The sequence below is a fragment of the Priestia sp. GS2 genome, from assembly GCF_036409025.1.
GTDB lineage: Bacteria > Bacillota > Bacilli > Bacillales > Bacillaceae_H > Priestia > Priestia aryabhattai_A.
The window spans coordinates 622,005-639,249 of record NZ_JAZGJX010000001.1 but is presented as its reverse complement, the minus strand read 5'-3'; the positions used below and the strand labels follow the sequence as shown (position 1 = coordinate 639,249).

The following is a 17,245-nucleotide window of genomic DNA, read 5'->3' as shown; positions in this document are numbered from 1 at the left end:
TCAATTTTCGACTACTTTAACGTTATTTTCGTTTAAACTTAGTCCTAGTTCTTTTGCTTTTGCCCAAATTCGCTCATACGCACTTAGCTCTGTTACCTGAAGCTTCAACTCATTGTTTTTTGTTTCTTGCTGTTGAATGTTTGATTCTAACGCCTGTACTTCCGCATTTGTACTGTAAAGCGTCGCTTGATTAGAAATCATTTGAACTGCACCAAACAGCATAAGTGCAAGTGTACCTGTATAAACAAACTTTTCACCGACTGAAATCTTTCGTTTCGACTTTTTTACAACTTTACGAACCGGCTGCTTTTGTTGTTCATGTTGCGTGTTTGGTTTAACTTGATACGCTACATTACTCAACACAATCCCCTCCTCTTTTTTCTTTGCCTGTTACGCTTACTTTAGTTTCTCAATAATTCTTAACTTTGCAGAACGAGCTCGCTTATTATCAACCACTTCTTCTTCAGAAGGCACAATTGGTTTGCGCGTAATTACCTTCATCTTTGGTTGAAATTCTTCTGGAATAACTGGTAATCCATGTGGAAGCTGCGGGCCTGTGCTCGCATTTTTAAATGCTACTTTACAAATCCGATCTTCTAGCGAGTGAAAAGTAATAACGCTTACTCGTCCACCAACGCTGATTACGTCCATTGCTTGTTCAACTGCATCCTCAAATACTTGAAGTTCATCGTTTACAGCAATACGAATTGCTTGGAACACGCGCTTTGCTGGATGCCCACCTGTTCTACGTGCAGCTGCGGGAATACCGTCTTTAATAATGTCAACAAGCTCCAGAGTTGTTTCAATTGCTTTTTGCTCACGATATGACTCAATTTTTCTAGCAATTTGCTTTGAGAATTTCTCTTCACCATATTGAAAGAAAATTTTCACAAGCTTTTCATACGGCCATTCATTGACAATATGATAAGCAGAAAGGCTTGAATTCGTATCCATTCTCATATCAAGAGGTGCATCATGGTGAAAGCTAAAGCCTCGTTCTGGGGTATCTAACTGCGGAGACGAAACACCTAAATCAAATAAAACCCCGTCTACTTCTGTGATTCCATGTTCTTCTAACTTTTCTTTTAAATAACGAAAATTACTTTTTATGAGCGTTACTCGATTTAGATAAGGGGCTAATTTATCCTTTGCATTTTCAATTGCAATGTCATCTTGATCAAATGCAATTAACCTACCTTCATCAGATAACTTTTTGACGATATATTCACTATGACCTGCTCCGCCAAGCGTGCAGTCTACATAAATTCCGTCAGGCTTAATATTTAAGCCTTCTGCTGCTTCTTTTAGCAAAACAGTTGTGTGATTAAACATGTTGACACCTACTTCTTTTTAAACTACTTAATTATGTATAAACACCTTAAAATAAAGGCAACTTTTATACATTTTCAATACCATTTCATTATATATCAAATTTCAACATTTTTTCAGCTATTTATACAAGAATTAAGTAGAATTTTGTCTTTCTGTTACAAAAGGTTTTATTTTGTTAAACATGAGACATATTCCTGACATAAAAAGTAAGGCGCCATGATGATTTTTAGTGTTTGTAAAAAAATAACTGTTAAGGATTTGTTTGGTTGCTTTGTGTATGTACACTGTTTCTCTTTTGCAAAAGAAAAATCCTGCTTTGCAGCAGGATTTTATTAGAGGTAACAAACCTTTAAGTGATGATTAAATTCGACTTCCTCATTGAGTAATTGTGACACGAACTGCATGCCATATTTATTCAAATAATACGCGACGTTCCAGATTCGCTCTTGAGGAGCTCCATTAGGACGAAGCGCACACTCAATTTTATTATATTTCGTATGCGTTACATCGTGCTTAACGAGCTGTTTAGATTCGACAATCTTTTGAACAGTCTCCATTTGCTTTTGAAGAATTGCTCGATTTTTCAATAGAACTTCTTCAAACGTTTTGTCTTCTTTTTGAACATTTTCACGAAGAGTTTTATGAATTTCTTCTATTTTTGCCTTCGCTTCATTAAAGTAGCCTTCATAAGGGTTACGAACTTCTGCATGTAACCATGCTTCTCGTTCTGTACTTACACCTTGTACAACTGCTTTTTCTGAATCAATATTTAGTTCTTCTAAATATTTTGCAATGTTTCGCTCGACTAACGTATAGGATAGCCGAGGAACAACTGGAGGCATAGTAAAATTAAAGATATTAAACGCCTGCTGTAATTCTGCCCAATACGCTACCTCACCAGGTCCAGCAACAAAAGCTAACGTTGGAAGCAAGTACTCTTGCATTAACGGACGTGTCACTACGTTATTGCTTAGTAACTCTGGACGCTGTTTCGCGAGTTGAATCAAGTCTTCTTTTGAAAAGGATACTTCATTCTGTTTCCCTTTAAAATTCTGATCTTCATCTCGTTCTAACAAGATACGATTTCCTTCATGAGAGTAGAAAAGATGTGCCGTTTCACTTCCCACATCAATTACCTTTTGATATTCTCCACTTAGTTTTTGCTGCTGAGAGATAACTGACTGAGATAAAGCTTCATTTTGTTCAATAAGCTGAATAAAGAAGGAAGATTCAATCTTACGTACTTCTTTTGAAGCGGCATCCATTAAAATTAAGCCATACTGTGTAAATAATTCTGTTGTTAAGTATGCAAAAAAATCAGTGAATGTCTGAGAGTTCTGAAGGGAGTTTTTTAAGAAAGCCAACACTTCTTTTGTATGCTCTGTTTCACCAAACGATTGAAATAAACTATCAATCCACTCACTACAGGCTTCTTTATTAATTGTAACATGAGAAACCATGTCTTTTGTTTTAAGAGACTGCTTAAACGTTTTCTTCAGCATATGTCCTTTATCTTCTATATACACATGATTAATTTCAGCAAAATCATGGTCTTCTCCAGCAATCCAAAACACTGGTAATACAGGCACTCCCATCTCTTTTTCCTGCTGTTTTGCTAATAGGATAATTGAAATAATTTTATGAATGGTATATAAAGGTCCTGTCAAAAGCCCTGCTTGCTGACCTCCAACCACCACAACACTATCTCGATTACGAAGCTTTTCAATATTTTCTAACGTTTTATTTGACGCATTTAATTTCTTGTTAAATGCCATTAAGTATTCAACAAGCTCTTCTCTTGGATGAGTATAGCTTTTCAAATCTTGTAAGCGCTCTTTATAAACATCACTCTTATGTATATTGTAATCAAAGTATGACATAGCCTGGTTGCTATCCTGTATATATTCTTCTGTTAACTTGTTAGTTGCTGATAAAGAGACATCTGTAATCTCCATGAAAGAACTTCCTTTCTATAACTAATACTTGTTCAGTTTACCTAGCTTCATTATCCATATTGTTTCTCGACACGTCTAGTAACATGCTTCATAACTTTAATAATTCAAAGATTAGGCCACTAACAACTAATAACACATGCGAAAACAAAAAGAAAAAGAAGCTGATTCGAAACATTCCTTTTGTCATTCTTTTCAGCTGTAAGTCTTTCTTCACCTGCCAGTTTATAAGCATTACAATCATCGCCAAAACCAGCAGCACTAAAATAATCAACCACAAAAAAGACTGGTCAAAAATTTGCTTGGCAAAGTAGTGCGTGGATACAATGAAAAAAATCGTTGAGACATATGTAGAGATATGAACTGCTTTACGCCGATTTTTTATCACTTTTTTGAGCAGGGTGTATAATACAAAAAAACCTACTACTGGCAGCGTGATAAACGTAGCCAAGATGCTTGCAACTAAGCTCCCCATTCCCGATCACCTTCCTTCACTATCTTCCAACCCTAATATTCCATTATATACAAATTGGATAATAGGAGTATTAACCTGGCGCTGAGCCGCTTCTTCTAAAATATAACCTAATATGGATTCAACCTCTGTTTTTCTTTGCTGTTGAAGATCTTTCCTCATCGATGAATGATTTTGAGCCGTTTTTTCACAAACATCTACTACTCGATTCCAATAGGCTGTTGGTTCTTTTAATCGTAACACAGCATGCAGCTCATTAAAAACAGCTTTAGCTGTTTTATAAAAAAATGGGTTAGCTGTAATCTCACCATTTTTCACTCGATAAAGAGCTGTTAAAGGATTGATTACCGCGTTTACAATTAGCTTTTGAATAAGCATCTCATACCAATCATTCTCCCAAACAAATCCAAACTCAGTCGAATGAAACTGTTGAAAGGGAATTAGGTGGTCTCCTCTAAACAAAGCAACGCGCGTGATGCCAACCCCTGAATGGATAACAACATCATCTGCCTCTTTCATTGCACCATGTTCAACAACACCTAAGTATACATTATGCTGAGGAAGGTTCTGCGCCAAATTAAGATGACTCATTCCATTTTGAACAAATAATAGCGATGTATGCTTTGAAGCTTTCATTAAATAAGGAATAACCTCTTTAATACCATATTGTTTAACCGCTATAATAACAAGTTCATACTGTTCAAAGTTTTCATTAGATGTTAAAATCCGCGCATCTACCTTTACATTTTTCTCAGTCGCTTTATGCTTTAGTGTTACTCCATTCGTCCGTAATTGATTTCTCTGTTCTTTTCTTCTCGTATACAGAGTAACGTGAGCATGCTCAGCCAAGTATGAACTCATTAAAAGGCCGATTGCACCGCCTCCAATAACTGCTATCCTCATTAAAATTTCCTCATTCTATTAGTTTATTTTCTCGATATGCCTCTTTACATAAGTAGCACACGCTCTATTAGTTTAGCAAATATCTTTAACCATTAAAATAATATCTCTTTATAATAAAAAGCTAGGTAAGGAGCCCTTACCTAGCTTTTCTACACTCTCATTTCTTATAATTAAACTGGATATACAGGGTGTTTTCTTCGAACTTCAGCTATTGCTTTTGTTTCATAATAAGCAAATCGTTCAATTAAAGTTTGGCGAAGGTCGTTAGCTGGCACGATATCATCAATAATCATCTCAGAAGCTAGCGTATATAAATCGATATGCTCTTTATACTCTTGCTGCTTCTGCTTGATATACATCATTCGCTCTTTTGGATCGGTAATCTCATTAATTTTATTGGAATAAACAGCGTTAACCGCTGCTTCCGGCCCCATTACGGCAATTTGTGCTGTAGGAAGGGCAATACAACAATCTGGTTCAAACGCTGGGCCTGCCATAGCATATAATCCAGCTCCATATGCTTTGCGTACCACTACAGAGATTTTTGGAACAGTCGCAGAACTCATTGCAGCAATCAATTTTGCACCATGACGAATAATCCCTGCTCTTTCCACTTTCGTTCCAATCATAAATCCTGGTACGTCAGCTAAGAATAAAAGTGGAATATGGAATGCATCACATAGCTGGATAAACTTCGCTCCTTTATCAGCGGAGTCAACAAACAATACGCCACCTTTTATCTTTGGTTGATTTGCGATAATGCCAACAACTTTCCCATCCATCCTTGCGAGCCCTGTAATAAGTTCGGGTGCAAATAATTTCTTAATTTCATAGAACGTTCCTTCATCAATCAACGTATCAATTGCCTCATACATATCAAACGGCACGTTTTGATTTTCAGGAATTAACTCTCCCAGTGTTTTAGACGTACTAACAGGCAACCTCCCTTCAAGCACAGCTGGCTTTTGGTGAAAGCTTTGAGGGAAATAGCTTAGGTACGATTTTGCTTTTGAAATTGCTTCTTCTTCCGAATAAACTAGAACGTCTCCACAACCGCTCACACTACAGTGCATGTGAGCACCGCCCATCTCTTCTAACGTGACTTTTTCTCCAATAACCTTTTCAGCCATTCGTGGCGACCCTAAATACATCGAAGCGTTCCCATCTACCATAATAACAATGTCACAAAAAGCAGGGATGTAAGCCCCTCCTGCTGCAGAAGGACCAAATAATAAGCAGATTTGCGGAACTACTCCCGACATACGCACTTGGTTATGAAAGATTTTCCCCGCGCCTCGTCGGTTCGGGAACATGTCTAATTGATCCGTAATTCGGGCTCCTGCTGAATCAACTAAATAGAGCATTGGGACCTGCAACTTTTCAGCAGTTTCTTGAATACGAATAATCTTTTCAACTGTTCTTGCTCCCCAAGACCCCGCTTTAATTGTTGAATCATTCGCCATTACGCATACCGTTTGACCATTCACCTTGCCAATGGCTGTAACAACACCATCAGCTGGTAGGCCTTTCGCTTTATTATTAGCAAACATCGCGTCTTCTTTGTACTCACCTTCATCAAACAATAAAGCCAAACGATCTCGAACAAATAATTTATTTTGTTGCTTTAACTTTTCATGATATTTTTTGTCTCCACCTGCTCGAATTTCTTCACATTTATCTTCATAGCGCTTTTGTAAATCATTTGTATGTATCATACGCTCACTCCTTTTAAGAAATTGTTACTAATACATCGCCTTCATTTACAAAGTCACCTACACCAACTAAAATTGCATCAATTGTTCCTGCATCAGTGCTTTCAATTGGTATTTCCATTTTCATAGATTCAAGGATAATCAACACCTGACCTTGTGTCACAGAGTCCCCTTCGGATACATGAATATTTAATACCATCCCCGCCATCGTTGCTGTCATTTCTTTCATTTTTAGTCCTCCTTTTTCACTTCAAAGCTTCTGTCAATACCGCTGTGTTGTATTTTCCAGCTACATATTGCTCTGCATTTAATAATTGTTTAAACAACGGTAAGTTTGTTTTAATTCCTTCAATTGATGCCTCCGTAAAATACGCTTTAGCAAGCTCAATTGCATTTTCTCTCGTACGACCCGTGACAACGACCTTTGCAATCATCGGATCATAAAAAGGTGTTACTTTGTCTCCGCTATCATACCCTGCATCCACTCGAACATAAGAACGCTCTGGAAGCAAAAACTGCGTGATTTGTCCAGGAGCAGGCAAAAATGTGACGGGGTCTTCTGCATATACTCTAAACTCTATCGCATGGTTGGCAAGCTGAACTTCTTCTTGTTGCAAGGGTAGCGCGTCCCCTCTAGCTACTAAGAGCTGCCACTTTACCAAGTCTAATCCCGTAACTTGCTCTGTAATTGGGTGTTCAACTTGAAGTCTAGTGTTCATCTCTAAAAAATAAAAATTTTCCTGCGCATCTACAATAAATTCAATAGTGCCAGCATTGTAATACTGAACTGCCTTCGCAGCGGCTACGGCCGTTTCATACATACGGTGTTTTGTATCAATAGATAGCGATGTTGCAGGTGCTTCTTCAATCACTTTTTGATTGCGGCGCTGTACGGAGCAATCTCGTTCAAAAAGGTGAACTGCATTCCCAAGCTGGTCTCCGAAAATTTGAACTTCTATATGCTTTGCATCTGTAATTAATTTTTCAATAAATACTTCTTCGTGACCAAAATATGCTTTAGCTCTCGCTTTTGTCGATGCATATGTTGTACGCAGTGACTTTTCATCATCACACCGAACCATTCCAATGCCTCCACCGCCACCGCTAGCTTTCAGCATAACCGGATAACCAATAGCTTGAGCTACTTTACACGCTTCTTCAATATCAGCTACAGCCCCTTCACTTCCAGGCACAACAGGAACTCCTGCTTCTTGCATAATTTTTCTCGCTCTCACTTTATCTCCCATATCTGCTATAACTTTTGGAGATGGTCCAATAAAAATAAACCCTTCTTCTTCCACACGCTTAGCAAATGTGCTATTTTCTGATAGAAATCCGTAGCCTGGATGAATTGCATCAACGTTTTCTTTATGAGCAATTTCTAACAAGCGCTCAATATTTAAATACGATTTTTGAACAGGAGGCTCTCCAATTTCATAAGCAACTGTAGCAGCTTTAACATAAGGTAGATTTTCATCGGCTGTAGAATGAACAGCAACAGTTTGTATATCCATCGTATGACAAGTTTTAATAATACGATGAGCAATCTCGCCTCGATTAGCGATTAAAACTTTTTTCATTATATTTCTTCTCCCTTCGCTGCAGTATAAAATATTCTCAAGTCTATTCAAAACCATGGTATGATGAGACTAAAAGAGAAAAAAATCTCCCAAAACGTATAATTCTACAATTTTCTTAAAATCCCTTTGTTTTTTTGCAAACGCTTACTTTTTTTATTATCATCTATCTATCCTATATTTGAAAATTTGTTCATATGCTATACAAGCAGCTCATTTCTAAGGAGTGATTGATAATGTATGAAGTCCAGCAGTTGCGCATTAACTATAAAACACTTGAAGAATTTAAGCAGTTTAAGCAATATGGGCTCCAAGAATTGTCCATGTTAGAAGAATTAAATGCCCAAATATCTGAAAACGAGATTCATTCCCCGTTTTACGGTATTTATATTGGAAATCGTCTTGTAGCTCGAATGAGTTTGTACCAACAGTCTAAAAAGCATGATCACTACTTTAAGCCACACCAACCTTACCTTGAAGTATGGAAGCTTGAAGTGCTCCAAGAATTTCAATCAAAGGGACTGGGCACGAGTCTAATTGAATATGCTAAATCTTTTAAGTTGCCTATTAAAACAAATCCACGAGTTCATTCTAGTCATTTCTGGACAAAAATGGGCTTTACTCCTGCTTCTTATGATTTAGAGCGAGATTTAGGAGAAAATCCAATGCTTTGGAGTCCAGAAGATGTATCAACCTCAAACTAATAGATAATATAAAAAAGCCCTTGAATCTTCTTTATCTTTAAGCTACAGTGTGATAAAGAGTCAAGGGCTTTTATATAAATGAGGTACTAAGCTTTATTATTTATTTTCAACTCGTTCTAAATTACCGTTTTTCTCCATTTGAAATTTAACTTTTCTACTTTTTTCATCTTCTTTTAGAACAACCATCTTACGAGCCCGTTCCATGATTTCAATCAACGCTTTATAGTCTTCTTCCACCGTGTATAGATTGCCTTCTAACACTTTTTTCTCTTTTTCAAGAACCGTCACTTTTTGCTGTAACTGTTCAAGTTTATGCTGCAGCTCCTCATTTGCTTCCAGTAACCCACTCGACTGCTGCTGAATTTGTTCAATCGATTCTAAGTAACGAATAACCTCACTTAACGAAGTAATCGATTGACCATCTATATATGAGAAGCGCACGGGCTGTTCTTCATCTTTTGTGATCACGCGTGATTTTAACTGTTTTCGTTGAATTTTCGCTATGTCAATACCAGTTTTGTATTGTTTGCGCACAAAAGAATTCCAGCGAAAGCCACAAGCTGCTGATGTTCGCGAAAGTTTCTTTCCCACTTCTTCAAATGCAGCGAGTTGTGTGCCACCTTCACGTATATGACGCAATACAATTTCAGCTAGTAGTAAATCTTCATCTTGAGTCCATGCATCTTGACGAGAAGAAGTCATTTTTCTATCCCTCCTTATCCGTACTTATTAAATAAGTATGCAACTACTAGATAAGATAGACTATTGTTCAACTTCTCAAGGCAGAATTTCTTAACTTGCCTTTTTCAAGATACTTTATCCACATAATTAGCTTTATTAAGCCTTCTTTTGAAGTCGGTTATTTACCGCTTGCTTGTGTTCTTCACTTTCCCAGAGCAAACTACAATGGTTAACCTCTGCCTCCATTCGTTCCCATAAATCAACTTGGTTCCATTTTGCAATAGGCATTTGTTTGTATGCCGTCAGCACCGTACTAGGCTTTGTAATAATTGGTAACAACCATTCTTCACAGCGCATAGCGAGCTCTTGGTATGATGTTACGTAAGATAAAAAGCCAACCTGCTTGGCACGCTCCACGCTGTAGATTTGAGAGCTCGTTAGCATTTCCATTGCATCCGAGTAACGAAGTTTTTCGAATAAAATTGTGCCGCCCCCCCAGCCAGTTGTAATGCCTAAGTCCCCTTGTATAAACCCAAATTCGCTGTGAGCTGCGCTGATGCGAAAGTCACAAGCAATTGCAATTTCACATCCGCCCCCAACTGCTGTACCGTTTAATAAAGCTACTGTGGGTTTTGGTAATACAAGTAATTGATATAAAATTCTCCCCATTTTCTTTAGCATACTCTCGGCTTCTGCCGCTGTTTCTAGAGCATGAAAAGCTGAAATGTCCCCACCGCTACAAAAAGCTTGTGAACCTGCTCCGGTAATTACCAATGCTTTAATATGAGGATTCGCTTTCACTTCAGCTAAAGCCTCCTCTAAAGAATTCATCACGTCATAGTCCACAGCGTTTCGCTTCTCGGGGCGATTAATAACAAATGTGCTAATGCCGTTGTTATCTACAAAAAACTTTGTCTTTACCAATGTCTTTTTCCCCCTTTTTCATCTTTACTCAACTTTTTCATAAGTAAAGAATTCGAGAAGCGAAATATAAACTCCTGCATCTTCCTTCAGAAAAGCAGTTATTCCAATCCTTAAAGAACGTTTTAATGCAAAAATAAAAGACCCTTCAACAGGGTCTTTTATTTTTGCATTATTTGTTTACTACGTCATTTCCTTTGTAAGTACCACAAGCCTTACATACACGGTGTGATAGTTTCATTTCGCCACAATTTGAGCACTCTACCATACCAGGAACTTGTAGTTTAAAGTGCGTACGACGCGTTCTTTTCTTCATTTTAGATGTTCTTCTAAAAGGTACAGCCATTATTCCCACCTCCTTAAAAGAGTTTTTAATCATATGAAGGCCCGAAAGCCGGATCTTCGCGTTAGTTATTTTCTTTGTTTTTAAAGAAATTTTCTAATACAGCTAAACGTGGATCGACCTTTTCCTGTTGCTCTTCTTCCGTTACAACTTCCCAATCTTTTCCTGATTGAGGAGCAGCACCCTTTTGTTCTTGATTATCGCTAAAAACTTGAAGCGGAATTTCAACAATAATTAATTCCTTAATAAGTGGTAATAAATCCACTACTTCGCCTTCCACAATTCTCATTTCACCGTCATTTTCATAATCGGCATCGCTATTGAACAGATACGTTTCTGTTGCTTCAATAGAAAAAGGATACGGAACATCGACTAATGTACGAGCACAAGGCAATGTCATTTCTCCAGAAATTTTAAGATGGAATGTGACTTTTGAAGAACTGATATCAGCTCTTCCTTTCACATGAACATCTGACATGCGACGAATCTGTGGATCGGTATTAACAAAATCCTTACCGTCTACAATTTCATCAAAAGTTAATCCTTTATTTTGTAACTGGTACAACTGATGTATTGTCCATTTCATTGTTAATCACCTCAAGGCAACAAAGGTTATTATAGCTTTCACAAGATTATTTGTCAATATTTTTTCTTTACACTATAATGTACTTAAATTTATTTTTTTCTTTTCATAATCCTTACGCTAAAACTGCTCAATAGTACTTAAAAATTTAATAAAAGGAGACTCATTATGCAAGCTGTAGGAATTATAGTTGAATACAATCCTTTTCACAATGGCCATTACTATCATTTGCAAAAAGCAAAAGAGCAAACAAATGCTGATTGCGTCATCGCAGTGATGAGCGGTCACTTTTTACAGCGGGGTGAACCTGCTCTCGTATCAAAGTGGGCTCGTACGAAAATGGCTTTAAAAGCAGGTGCCGACCTTGTCATTGAACTACCTTATGCATTCTCCACTCAGCAAGCTGATACATTCGCAAACGGTGCTATAGCCATATTAGAACACCTTAAAGCTTCGTATGTATGCTTTGGCAGCGAACATGGAAACACGCAGTCTTTTCTTGAATTTAGCAAACTGTTAAGAGAGCATGAACATTCTATAGCAGAGCATACAAAAAACTACTTAAAGGATGGAAATAGCTATCCAAAAGCGCTTTCCCTTGCTATGAACAATATTACTAATGAACAAATTGGGCTAAATATGGACCAACCAAATAACATTTTAGGGGTAAGCTATGTAAAAGCTATTGAAAAACAGCATGCATCTATTAAACCACATACGATTACTCGAATTCAATCCCATTATCACGATAAAACGCTTTCTGAGACAGAAATTACAAGCGCAACAAGTATTCGTCATGCTTTATTCCAGGATATCATTGATGTTAAAGACTTATCACGCCATATGCCTACTCATGTTATTCAAGAGTTAAAAGATTATCAAACAAGAACTGGCTTTTTACATAACTGGGAGCTCTATTTTGCATTTTTAAAGTATCAGCTCATGACCCATTCACCTAAGTCTCTTCAATCCATCTACGAAATTGAAGAAGGCATTGAACATCGCTTATTAAACGCTATAAAAGATTCGCTATCCTTTGAAGATTTTCTAAGCAAAGTAAAGACCAAGCGCTATACTCGTACACGCCTTCAGCGGATGTGTGTTCATATTTTAACCAACACCCAAAAAAGCGACATGAACAAATCACCTTTAATCAATTACCTTCGATTGCTTGGTATGTCTCAAACGGGTAGACAATATATAAAGCACGTAAAAAAAGACATGTCTGTTCCTATTGTATCCACTGTGTCTCAATGTAAACACACAGACTTATTACTGGATATAAAAGCGACGAACATTTATAGTTCGCCTTTAAAAGAGCCCATACGCTCCCAATTTTTAAAACAGGAGTATACGCAGCCGCCTATCATGATTTAAAAAAAGCGAAGTGAGTTAGTATCGACTCACTTCGCTTTTTTAGCTTTATCTAACTTTTCTAGGTATTCGACCGCATCATTAAATGTATCAACCGGAACAATTTTCATATCAGTTTCAATTTTTTCTCCCGCTTGTAGCGCTTCCTTATAGTTCGAATTAGGGGCTCCTTGCTGGTTAGGAGCAAAGAAAACTTCGGCTCCTTCTTTATCCGCAGCCACAATCTTTTGAGAGATTCCTCCAATAGGACCTACAATACCTTTATCGTTGATTGTTCCTGTGCCTGCAATCTTATGCCCTTTTGTCATATCTTCTTTTGTAAGTTGATTATAAATTTCAAGTGAAAACATAAGACCAGCAGAAGGGCCACCAATCTTTTCAGTATCAATTTCTACGTCTGGTTCTACGTCCACTTCTCGACTGGTTTCTAAAGAGATGCCTAACCCAAAGCGTGTTTGATCGTCTGGAAATGGGGATAGAGGAAGTTCTACTACTTGTTCTTCTTTATTTCGTAGGATAGTTACAGCGACCTTATCACCTTTTTTCTTCTTCGCTACGTATTCAATTAGTTGCTCTGCTGTCTCAATATTTTGACCATCTACCTCTTTCACGATATCGCCAACCTTAAGCTTGCCATAGGCCGGCATATCAGGTACTACTGTAACAATGTAAACACCTTTATTTTCAAACTTAATTTCTTTATTTGCTGCATTGTATGCAACAATAACCGCTGCATCTTTGGACGTATCCATCATATGTAATTGCCTTACCGTATAATCGCTATCACTCTCTCCTTGCTGCAAAATGTCTTCTTCAGGATACAAGTGATGAAAATCTTGAATGTGAGCCATAGCATATGATAAAGGCGTTGCTCTTCCCATCCGAACTGTGGTTAACATAAACGTTCCCTGCTCTTCATACCCCCCTTGCACATTAATAATAGGCTTTAGCTCCTGTGCTATGCCAGGCTTTGTAATATAATAAGGCAAGGGGTAAAAAAATAACATAGCAACTGTTACTACTAATGCTATGTAAGATAAAATTCTAACTCTCTTCTTCACCTTTACGATTCTCCTTCCACTTTTCGATAGCCTCTTGAATAGACGGTAACTGCTCGATTGCAGCTTGTTCACCAATTTCAATAATTTCTTTAATATTTGTAAACGCTCGAGAACTAAACCTTTCTATTTTAGGACGAAGCATTACATCAGAAGCAATTGCGCGATTCGTTACAAGCTCGTCTTGAAGAATATCTAGGCTCTGTAAAATAACGTCAAAAATCGATGTGATTTCTGCATTTCTTTTCACATGAGAGACATCGACTGCAAGCACAATATCTGCTCCCATTTCTCGTACAACGGATACCGGAATACGATCGATAACCCCTCCATCTACTAGCAAGCGTCCATTTACATTCTCCGGTGCAAAGATACCTGGAATAGAGATGCTCGCTCTTACAGCTTGTGCAACTGATCCCGTTTTAAAAATGACTTTTTCCCCAGCTTTTAAGTCCGTAGCTACAATAGCAACGGGAATATTTAAATCTTCAATCTTTTTATTCTTGGTTAGAGCTTTTACCAAAGATTTTATACGATTTCCCGCAATAAACCCCATTTTAGGGATTGTAAAATCTAAATAATATTTCCTTTTAAAAGTAAGTGCCATTTTATACAGTTGATTCATCTCAGTACCAGATGCATACATAGCCGCAACTAAAGCGCCCATGCTGCTACCCGCCAAATAGTGAATAGGGATATTGTTTTCCACCAGAACTTTAATAACCCCAAGATGAGCAAATCCTCTTGCCCCTCCTGACCCTAATGCTACTCCAATCGTTGGGCTTTTCATAGTTAGGCCCCCTTACTAATCACTCGTTTTATTCAGTATATACGTCTGTCGCTATAAAGTGAAACCTGAGCACATAAATAATCATTTTTATCTTTAGCTTAACCAAGAAAGTAGAGAAAGAAAACGTGTTCTAAACGATTAACTAGCATAAATTGGACTAACTAATTCGTATATTGATATATAGGACATGTACCTGCTGTATCGTATGCTGTTTAAAAGGAGAGGGAATCGAATTGAATAAATCCATGGTAAAAACGATTGTGTTAGGAGGAACTGCTTTAACGCTTACCTTTGCCTTACTCACTTATCCAAAAGAAGCACTGGAAGCTTCAGTCCGAGGATTAAATACCTGGTGGAAGGTCGTATTTCCTTCATTGTTGCCTTTCTTCATTCTTTCCGAACTGTTAATAGGATTTGGAGTTGTTCGCTTTATTGGATCAATATTAGAACCTTTAATGCGCCCTTTGTTTCGAGTTCCAGGAGTCGGAGGGTTTGCGTTAGCAATGGGAATGGGTTCTGGATTCCCTTCTGGAGCAAAAATTACCGCTCGATTACGACAAGAAGAGCAGCTATCAAAAACAGAAGCTGAGCGCCTTGTTTCTTTTACCAACTCCTCAAACCCTATTTTTATCTTCGGGGCGGTTGCGGTTGGCTTTTTTAGCAACGCAGCGGTAGGAGTAATCCTTGCTTTTGCACACTATCTCGGAAACATTTTAGTAGGACTTGTTATGCGATTTTACGGAAAAAAGACGGATACAACATACTCTGCTTCAGCGCAGCGTCCGTCCCTTATCCAAGCTTTCAAAGAAATGCACCAAGCCCGCATAAAAGATCAAAGGCCCATCGGTAAGCTTTTAGGTGATGCTGTTTTATCGTCAGTTCAATCTTTATTGATGATTGGTGGATTTATTATTTTATTTTCTGTTTTAAACAAGCTGCTGTTCGTCATGAACATTACAACGTTTATAAGCAGTGGCCTTTCATATTTATTTAGTTTACTGCAGCTTTCAACGGCACTAAGTCTTCCTTTTATATCAGGACTTTTTGAAATCACAATGGGCAGTCAATTAACTAGCCAAACAGCAGAATCTACCCTATTGCAACAGGTTATTGTTGTTAGTTTCATCCTGGGCTTTAGTGGTTTTTCTGTTCATGCTCAAGTTGCGAGTATTCTTGCTGATACAGATATTCGATTTTTCCCCTTTTTTTGTGCACGCCTGATGCACGGACTATTTGCTAGTATCCTTGCTATCCTAGCATGGAAACCTTTTGAGCAAAATATTTTATCTCAGGCTCAGTGGTCTCCACATGCTTTGCCTACTTTTTTACAGGACGGCACAACCAGCTGGAGTCAAGCTTACTTTGAATTTTGCACTCTATATGGACCAACGTTTACGATTTTATTATTATTTACTTATTCTTTGTTATATATGAAGCGTAACTTTCCACTAAAATAAACGACAAAAACGCCATCCATTCCTATAGCAAGCTAAAATAAACGTTTGCGTAAGGATGTAATGGCGTTCTATCATTTTGCTGAAAATTTCTTAGAAAGTGCTTCTTTTACAAGCGGAGGCACAAGCTCAGAAATATTGCCACCATATTTAGCGACTTCTTTTACAATGCTAGAACTTAAGAAAGAATATTGATTATTCGTCATCATAAACAACGTTTCAATCTCTTTATCCAACACACGGTTTACAGATGTTATCTGCATTTCATATTCAAAGTCCGATACTGCTCGTAAACCACGTAAGATGGTGCTAGCTTGCTTTTGTTTTGCATATTCCATCAGTAAGCCGCTATACGATTCTACTACTACATTTGGAATTGATTCTGTTACTTGCTTTAATAGTTCAATTCGCTCTTGTACTGTAAACAACGGGTTTTTGGATGAGTTGTTTAATACAACCACATATAACGTATCAAATACGTTTGAGCCTCGCTTAATAATGTCTAAATGACCGTTCGTTACAGGATCAAAGCTCCCTGGGCAAACTGCTATGCTCCCCATAAAAATCCCCTTTCTTTTATGTAAAACAATTGTTATACTTCTTCAGGCTGCTTGTATGTATAAATTGATACACCAATAATTCCATAGTTTTCACTTTTTATCTTTTCAAACTCATTAATTTCATCTGGAAGCACTACATCGTTTGCATGTTCAGCAACAATTACACCTGAAGCTTGCAACAGTTTATGCTCGCTAATTGTTCCGATAAGCGCTTTCAACTTTTGTGCCTTATACGGAGGATCCAGTAAAATTAAGTCAAACTGTATCTCTCGCTTAATGATAGCTTTTAGCGCTCTTTCAGAGTCGTTGCGATACACTTCTGCTTGTTCTTGTAAACTACATGTTTCCAAATTACTTTTTATCGTTTGAATGGCTTTACCCTCTCGATCCACAAAAATCGCTCGATCTATCCCTCTGCTTAGCGCTTCAATGCCTAAGCCTCCACTGCCTCCAAATAAGTCAAGAGCTATTCCACCTTCAAAGAAAGGGCCAATCATATTAAAAATAGCTTCTTTTACTTTATCTGTTGTAGGGCGCGTGGAATGACCTGGGACTGCTTTTAGTGAATGTCCTTTACAGCTTCCAGCTACTACTCTCATGTCTATCACTACCTTACTTTTACTTGCTTATTCTTCATTATCCTAACACAAAATTAACTATAAAAACTAGCGGAAATAAACTTTTTCCATTTTTATGGCATAAAGTGACGTCAACAACGAAAAGAATAGAAGTTTCACTCTGATTATGTATAAAACAAGAATTAGAGGACATACTACTTACCAACAACATCATCGAACCGATGTTGTTGCCAACCGCGGAGAAGACTTAC

Annotated in this window: 19 protein-coding genes; 3 read left to right on the top strand and 16 right to left on the bottom strand. The window is 37.6% G+C overall.

Annotation, left to right across the window (positions count from 1 at the left end; genetic code table 11):
• From ftsL to V2145_RS03325, 8 genes are all read right to left on the bottom strand, one after another.
• Positions 1-363 (bottom strand): cell division protein FtsL, encoded by a 363-nt coding sequence (gene ftsL, locus V2145_RS03360; RefSeq protein ID WP_311856836.1) that lies wholly within the window; start codon positions 361-363, stop codon positions 1-3.
• 33 nt (positions 364-396) lie between these two features.
• Positions 397-1,332: a 16S rRNA (cytosine(1402)-N(4))-methyltransferase RsmH gene (gene rsmH / locus V2145_RS03355; RefSeq protein ID WP_094910615.1), complete on the bottom strand. Its 936-nt coding sequence runs from the start codon at positions 1,330-1,332 to the stop codon at positions 397-399.
• A gap of 332 nt (positions 1,333-1,664) precedes the next feature.
• Complete coding sequence (bshC, locus tag V2145_RS03350; protein WP_330987314.1) at positions 1,665-3,287, bottom strand: bacillithiol biosynthesis cysteine-adding enzyme BshC; 1,623 nt, start codon at positions 3,285-3,287, stop codon at positions 1,665-1,667.
• Between the two features lie 88 nt (positions 3,288-3,375).
• Positions 3,376-3,759 carry a DUF3397 domain-containing protein gene (locus V2145_RS03345; RefSeq protein ID WP_311856831.1) on the bottom strand — a complete coding sequence of 128 codons (384 nt, stop codon included), beginning with the start codon at positions 3,757-3,759 and terminating at the stop codon, positions 3,376-3,378.
• Positions 3,760-3,765: 6 nt separating this feature from the next.
• Entirely contained in the window at positions 3,766-4,659 is an 894-nt protein-coding gene (locus V2145_RS03340; protein ID WP_311856830.1) for a 2-dehydropantoate 2-reductase, read from the bottom strand.
• A gap of 170 nt (positions 4,660-4,829) precedes the next feature.
• Positions 4,830-6,374: an acyl-CoA carboxylase subunit beta gene (locus V2145_RS03335; protein WP_094910618.1), complete on the bottom strand. Its 1,545-nt coding sequence runs from the start codon at positions 6,372-6,374 to the stop codon at positions 4,830-4,832.
• 13 nt (positions 6,375-6,387) lie between these two features.
• Positions 6,388-6,600 carry a biotin/lipoyl-containing protein gene (locus V2145_RS03330; protein ID WP_210609838.1) on the bottom strand — a complete coding sequence of 71 codons (213 nt, stop codon included), beginning with the start codon at positions 6,598-6,600 and terminating at the stop codon, positions 6,388-6,390.
• 16 nt (positions 6,601-6,616) lie between these two features.
• On the bottom strand, positions 6,617-7,951 hold the full coding sequence (locus V2145_RS03325; protein WP_094910620.1) for an acetyl-CoA carboxylase biotin carboxylase subunit: 1,335 nt from the start codon (positions 7,949-7,951) through the stop codon (positions 6,617-6,619).
• 230 nt (positions 7,952-8,181) lie between these two features.
• Here V2145_RS03325 and V2145_RS03320 point away from each other — a divergent pair, with 230 nt between their 5' ends.
• Positions 8,182-8,652 carry an N-acetyltransferase gene (locus tag V2145_RS03320; protein WP_094910905.1) on the top strand — a complete coding sequence of 157 codons (471 nt, stop codon included), beginning with the start codon at positions 8,182-8,184 and terminating at the stop codon, positions 8,650-8,652.
• Positions 8,653-8,748: 96 nt separating this feature from the next.
• Here the strand turns inward: V2145_RS03320 and V2145_RS03315 are convergent, their stop codons facing one another.
• The 4 genes from V2145_RS03315 to V2145_RS03300 all read right to left on the bottom strand — a co-directional run bounded on the left by V2145_RS03315 (position 8,749) and on the right by V2145_RS03300 (position 11,183).
• Positions 8,749-9,354, bottom strand: a complete 606-nt coding sequence (locus V2145_RS03315; RefSeq protein ID WP_094910621.1) for an RsfA family transcriptional regulator — start codon at positions 9,352-9,354, stop codon at positions 8,749-8,751.
• Between the two features lie 135 nt (positions 9,355-9,489).
• Positions 9,490-10,257 carry an enoyl-CoA hydratase/isomerase family protein gene (locus V2145_RS03310; protein WP_131888227.1) on the bottom strand — a complete coding sequence of 256 codons (768 nt, stop codon included), beginning with the start codon at positions 10,255-10,257 and terminating at the stop codon, positions 9,490-9,492.
• Positions 10,258-10,426: 169 nt separating this feature from the next.
• Positions 10,427-10,600, bottom strand: a complete 174-nt coding sequence (gene rpmF, locus V2145_RS03305) for a 50S ribosomal protein L32 (protein ID WP_025908823.1) — start codon at positions 10,598-10,600, stop codon at positions 10,427-10,429.
• Positions 10,601-10,661: 61 nt separating this feature from the next.
• Positions 10,662-11,183, bottom strand: coding sequence for a YceD family protein (locus tag V2145_RS03300; protein WP_094910623.1), 522 nt, complete (start codon positions 11,181-11,183; stop codon positions 10,662-10,664).
• Positions 11,184-11,348: 165 nt separating this feature from the next.
• Between V2145_RS03300 and V2145_RS03295 the strand changes: the two genes are divergently transcribed.
• Complete coding sequence (locus V2145_RS03295; RefSeq protein ID WP_311856824.1) at positions 11,349-12,557, top strand: nucleotidyltransferase; 1,209 nt, start codon at positions 11,349-11,351, stop codon at positions 12,555-12,557.
• A gap of 26 nt (positions 12,558-12,583) precedes the next feature.
• Here the strand turns inward: V2145_RS03295 and V2145_RS03290 are convergent, their stop codons facing one another.
• A complete protein-coding gene (locus tag V2145_RS03290) occupies positions 12,584-13,615 on the bottom strand; it encodes a SepM family pheromone-processing serine protease (RefSeq protein ID WP_330987313.1) in 1,032 nt (343 codons plus the stop codon).
• Positions 13,599-14,402 (bottom strand): patatin-like phospholipase family protein, encoded by an 804-nt coding sequence (locus V2145_RS03285; RefSeq protein ID WP_330987312.1) that lies wholly within the window; start codon positions 14,400-14,402, stop codon positions 13,599-13,601. Before V2145_RS03285 ends, V2145_RS03290 begins: the two co-directional genes overlap by 17 nt.
• Positions 14,403-14,635: 233 nt before the next feature.
• Between V2145_RS03285 and ylbJ the strand changes: the two genes are divergently transcribed.
• Entirely contained in the window at positions 14,636-15,859 is a 1,224-nt protein-coding gene (gene ylbJ / locus V2145_RS03280; protein ID WP_094910625.1) for a sporulation integral membrane protein YlbJ, read from the top strand.
• 71 nt (positions 15,860-15,930) lie between these two features.
• Here the strand turns inward: ylbJ and coaD are convergent, their stop codons facing one another.
• Together coaD and rsmD are read right to left on the bottom strand one after the other, a co-directional pair.
• Positions 15,931-16,416 carry a pantetheine-phosphate adenylyltransferase gene (gene coaD, locus V2145_RS03275; RefSeq protein WP_078989328.1) on the bottom strand — a complete coding sequence of 162 codons (486 nt, stop codon included), beginning with the start codon at positions 16,414-16,416 and terminating at the stop codon, positions 15,931-15,933.
• Between the two features lie 32 nt (positions 16,417-16,448).
• On the bottom strand, positions 16,449-17,015 hold the full coding sequence (gene rsmD / locus V2145_RS03270; protein ID WP_330987311.1) for a 16S rRNA (guanine(966)-N(2))-methyltransferase RsmD: 567 nt from the start codon (positions 17,013-17,015) through the stop codon (positions 16,449-16,451).
• Between the last annotated feature and the right edge of the window lie 230 nt (positions 17,016-17,245).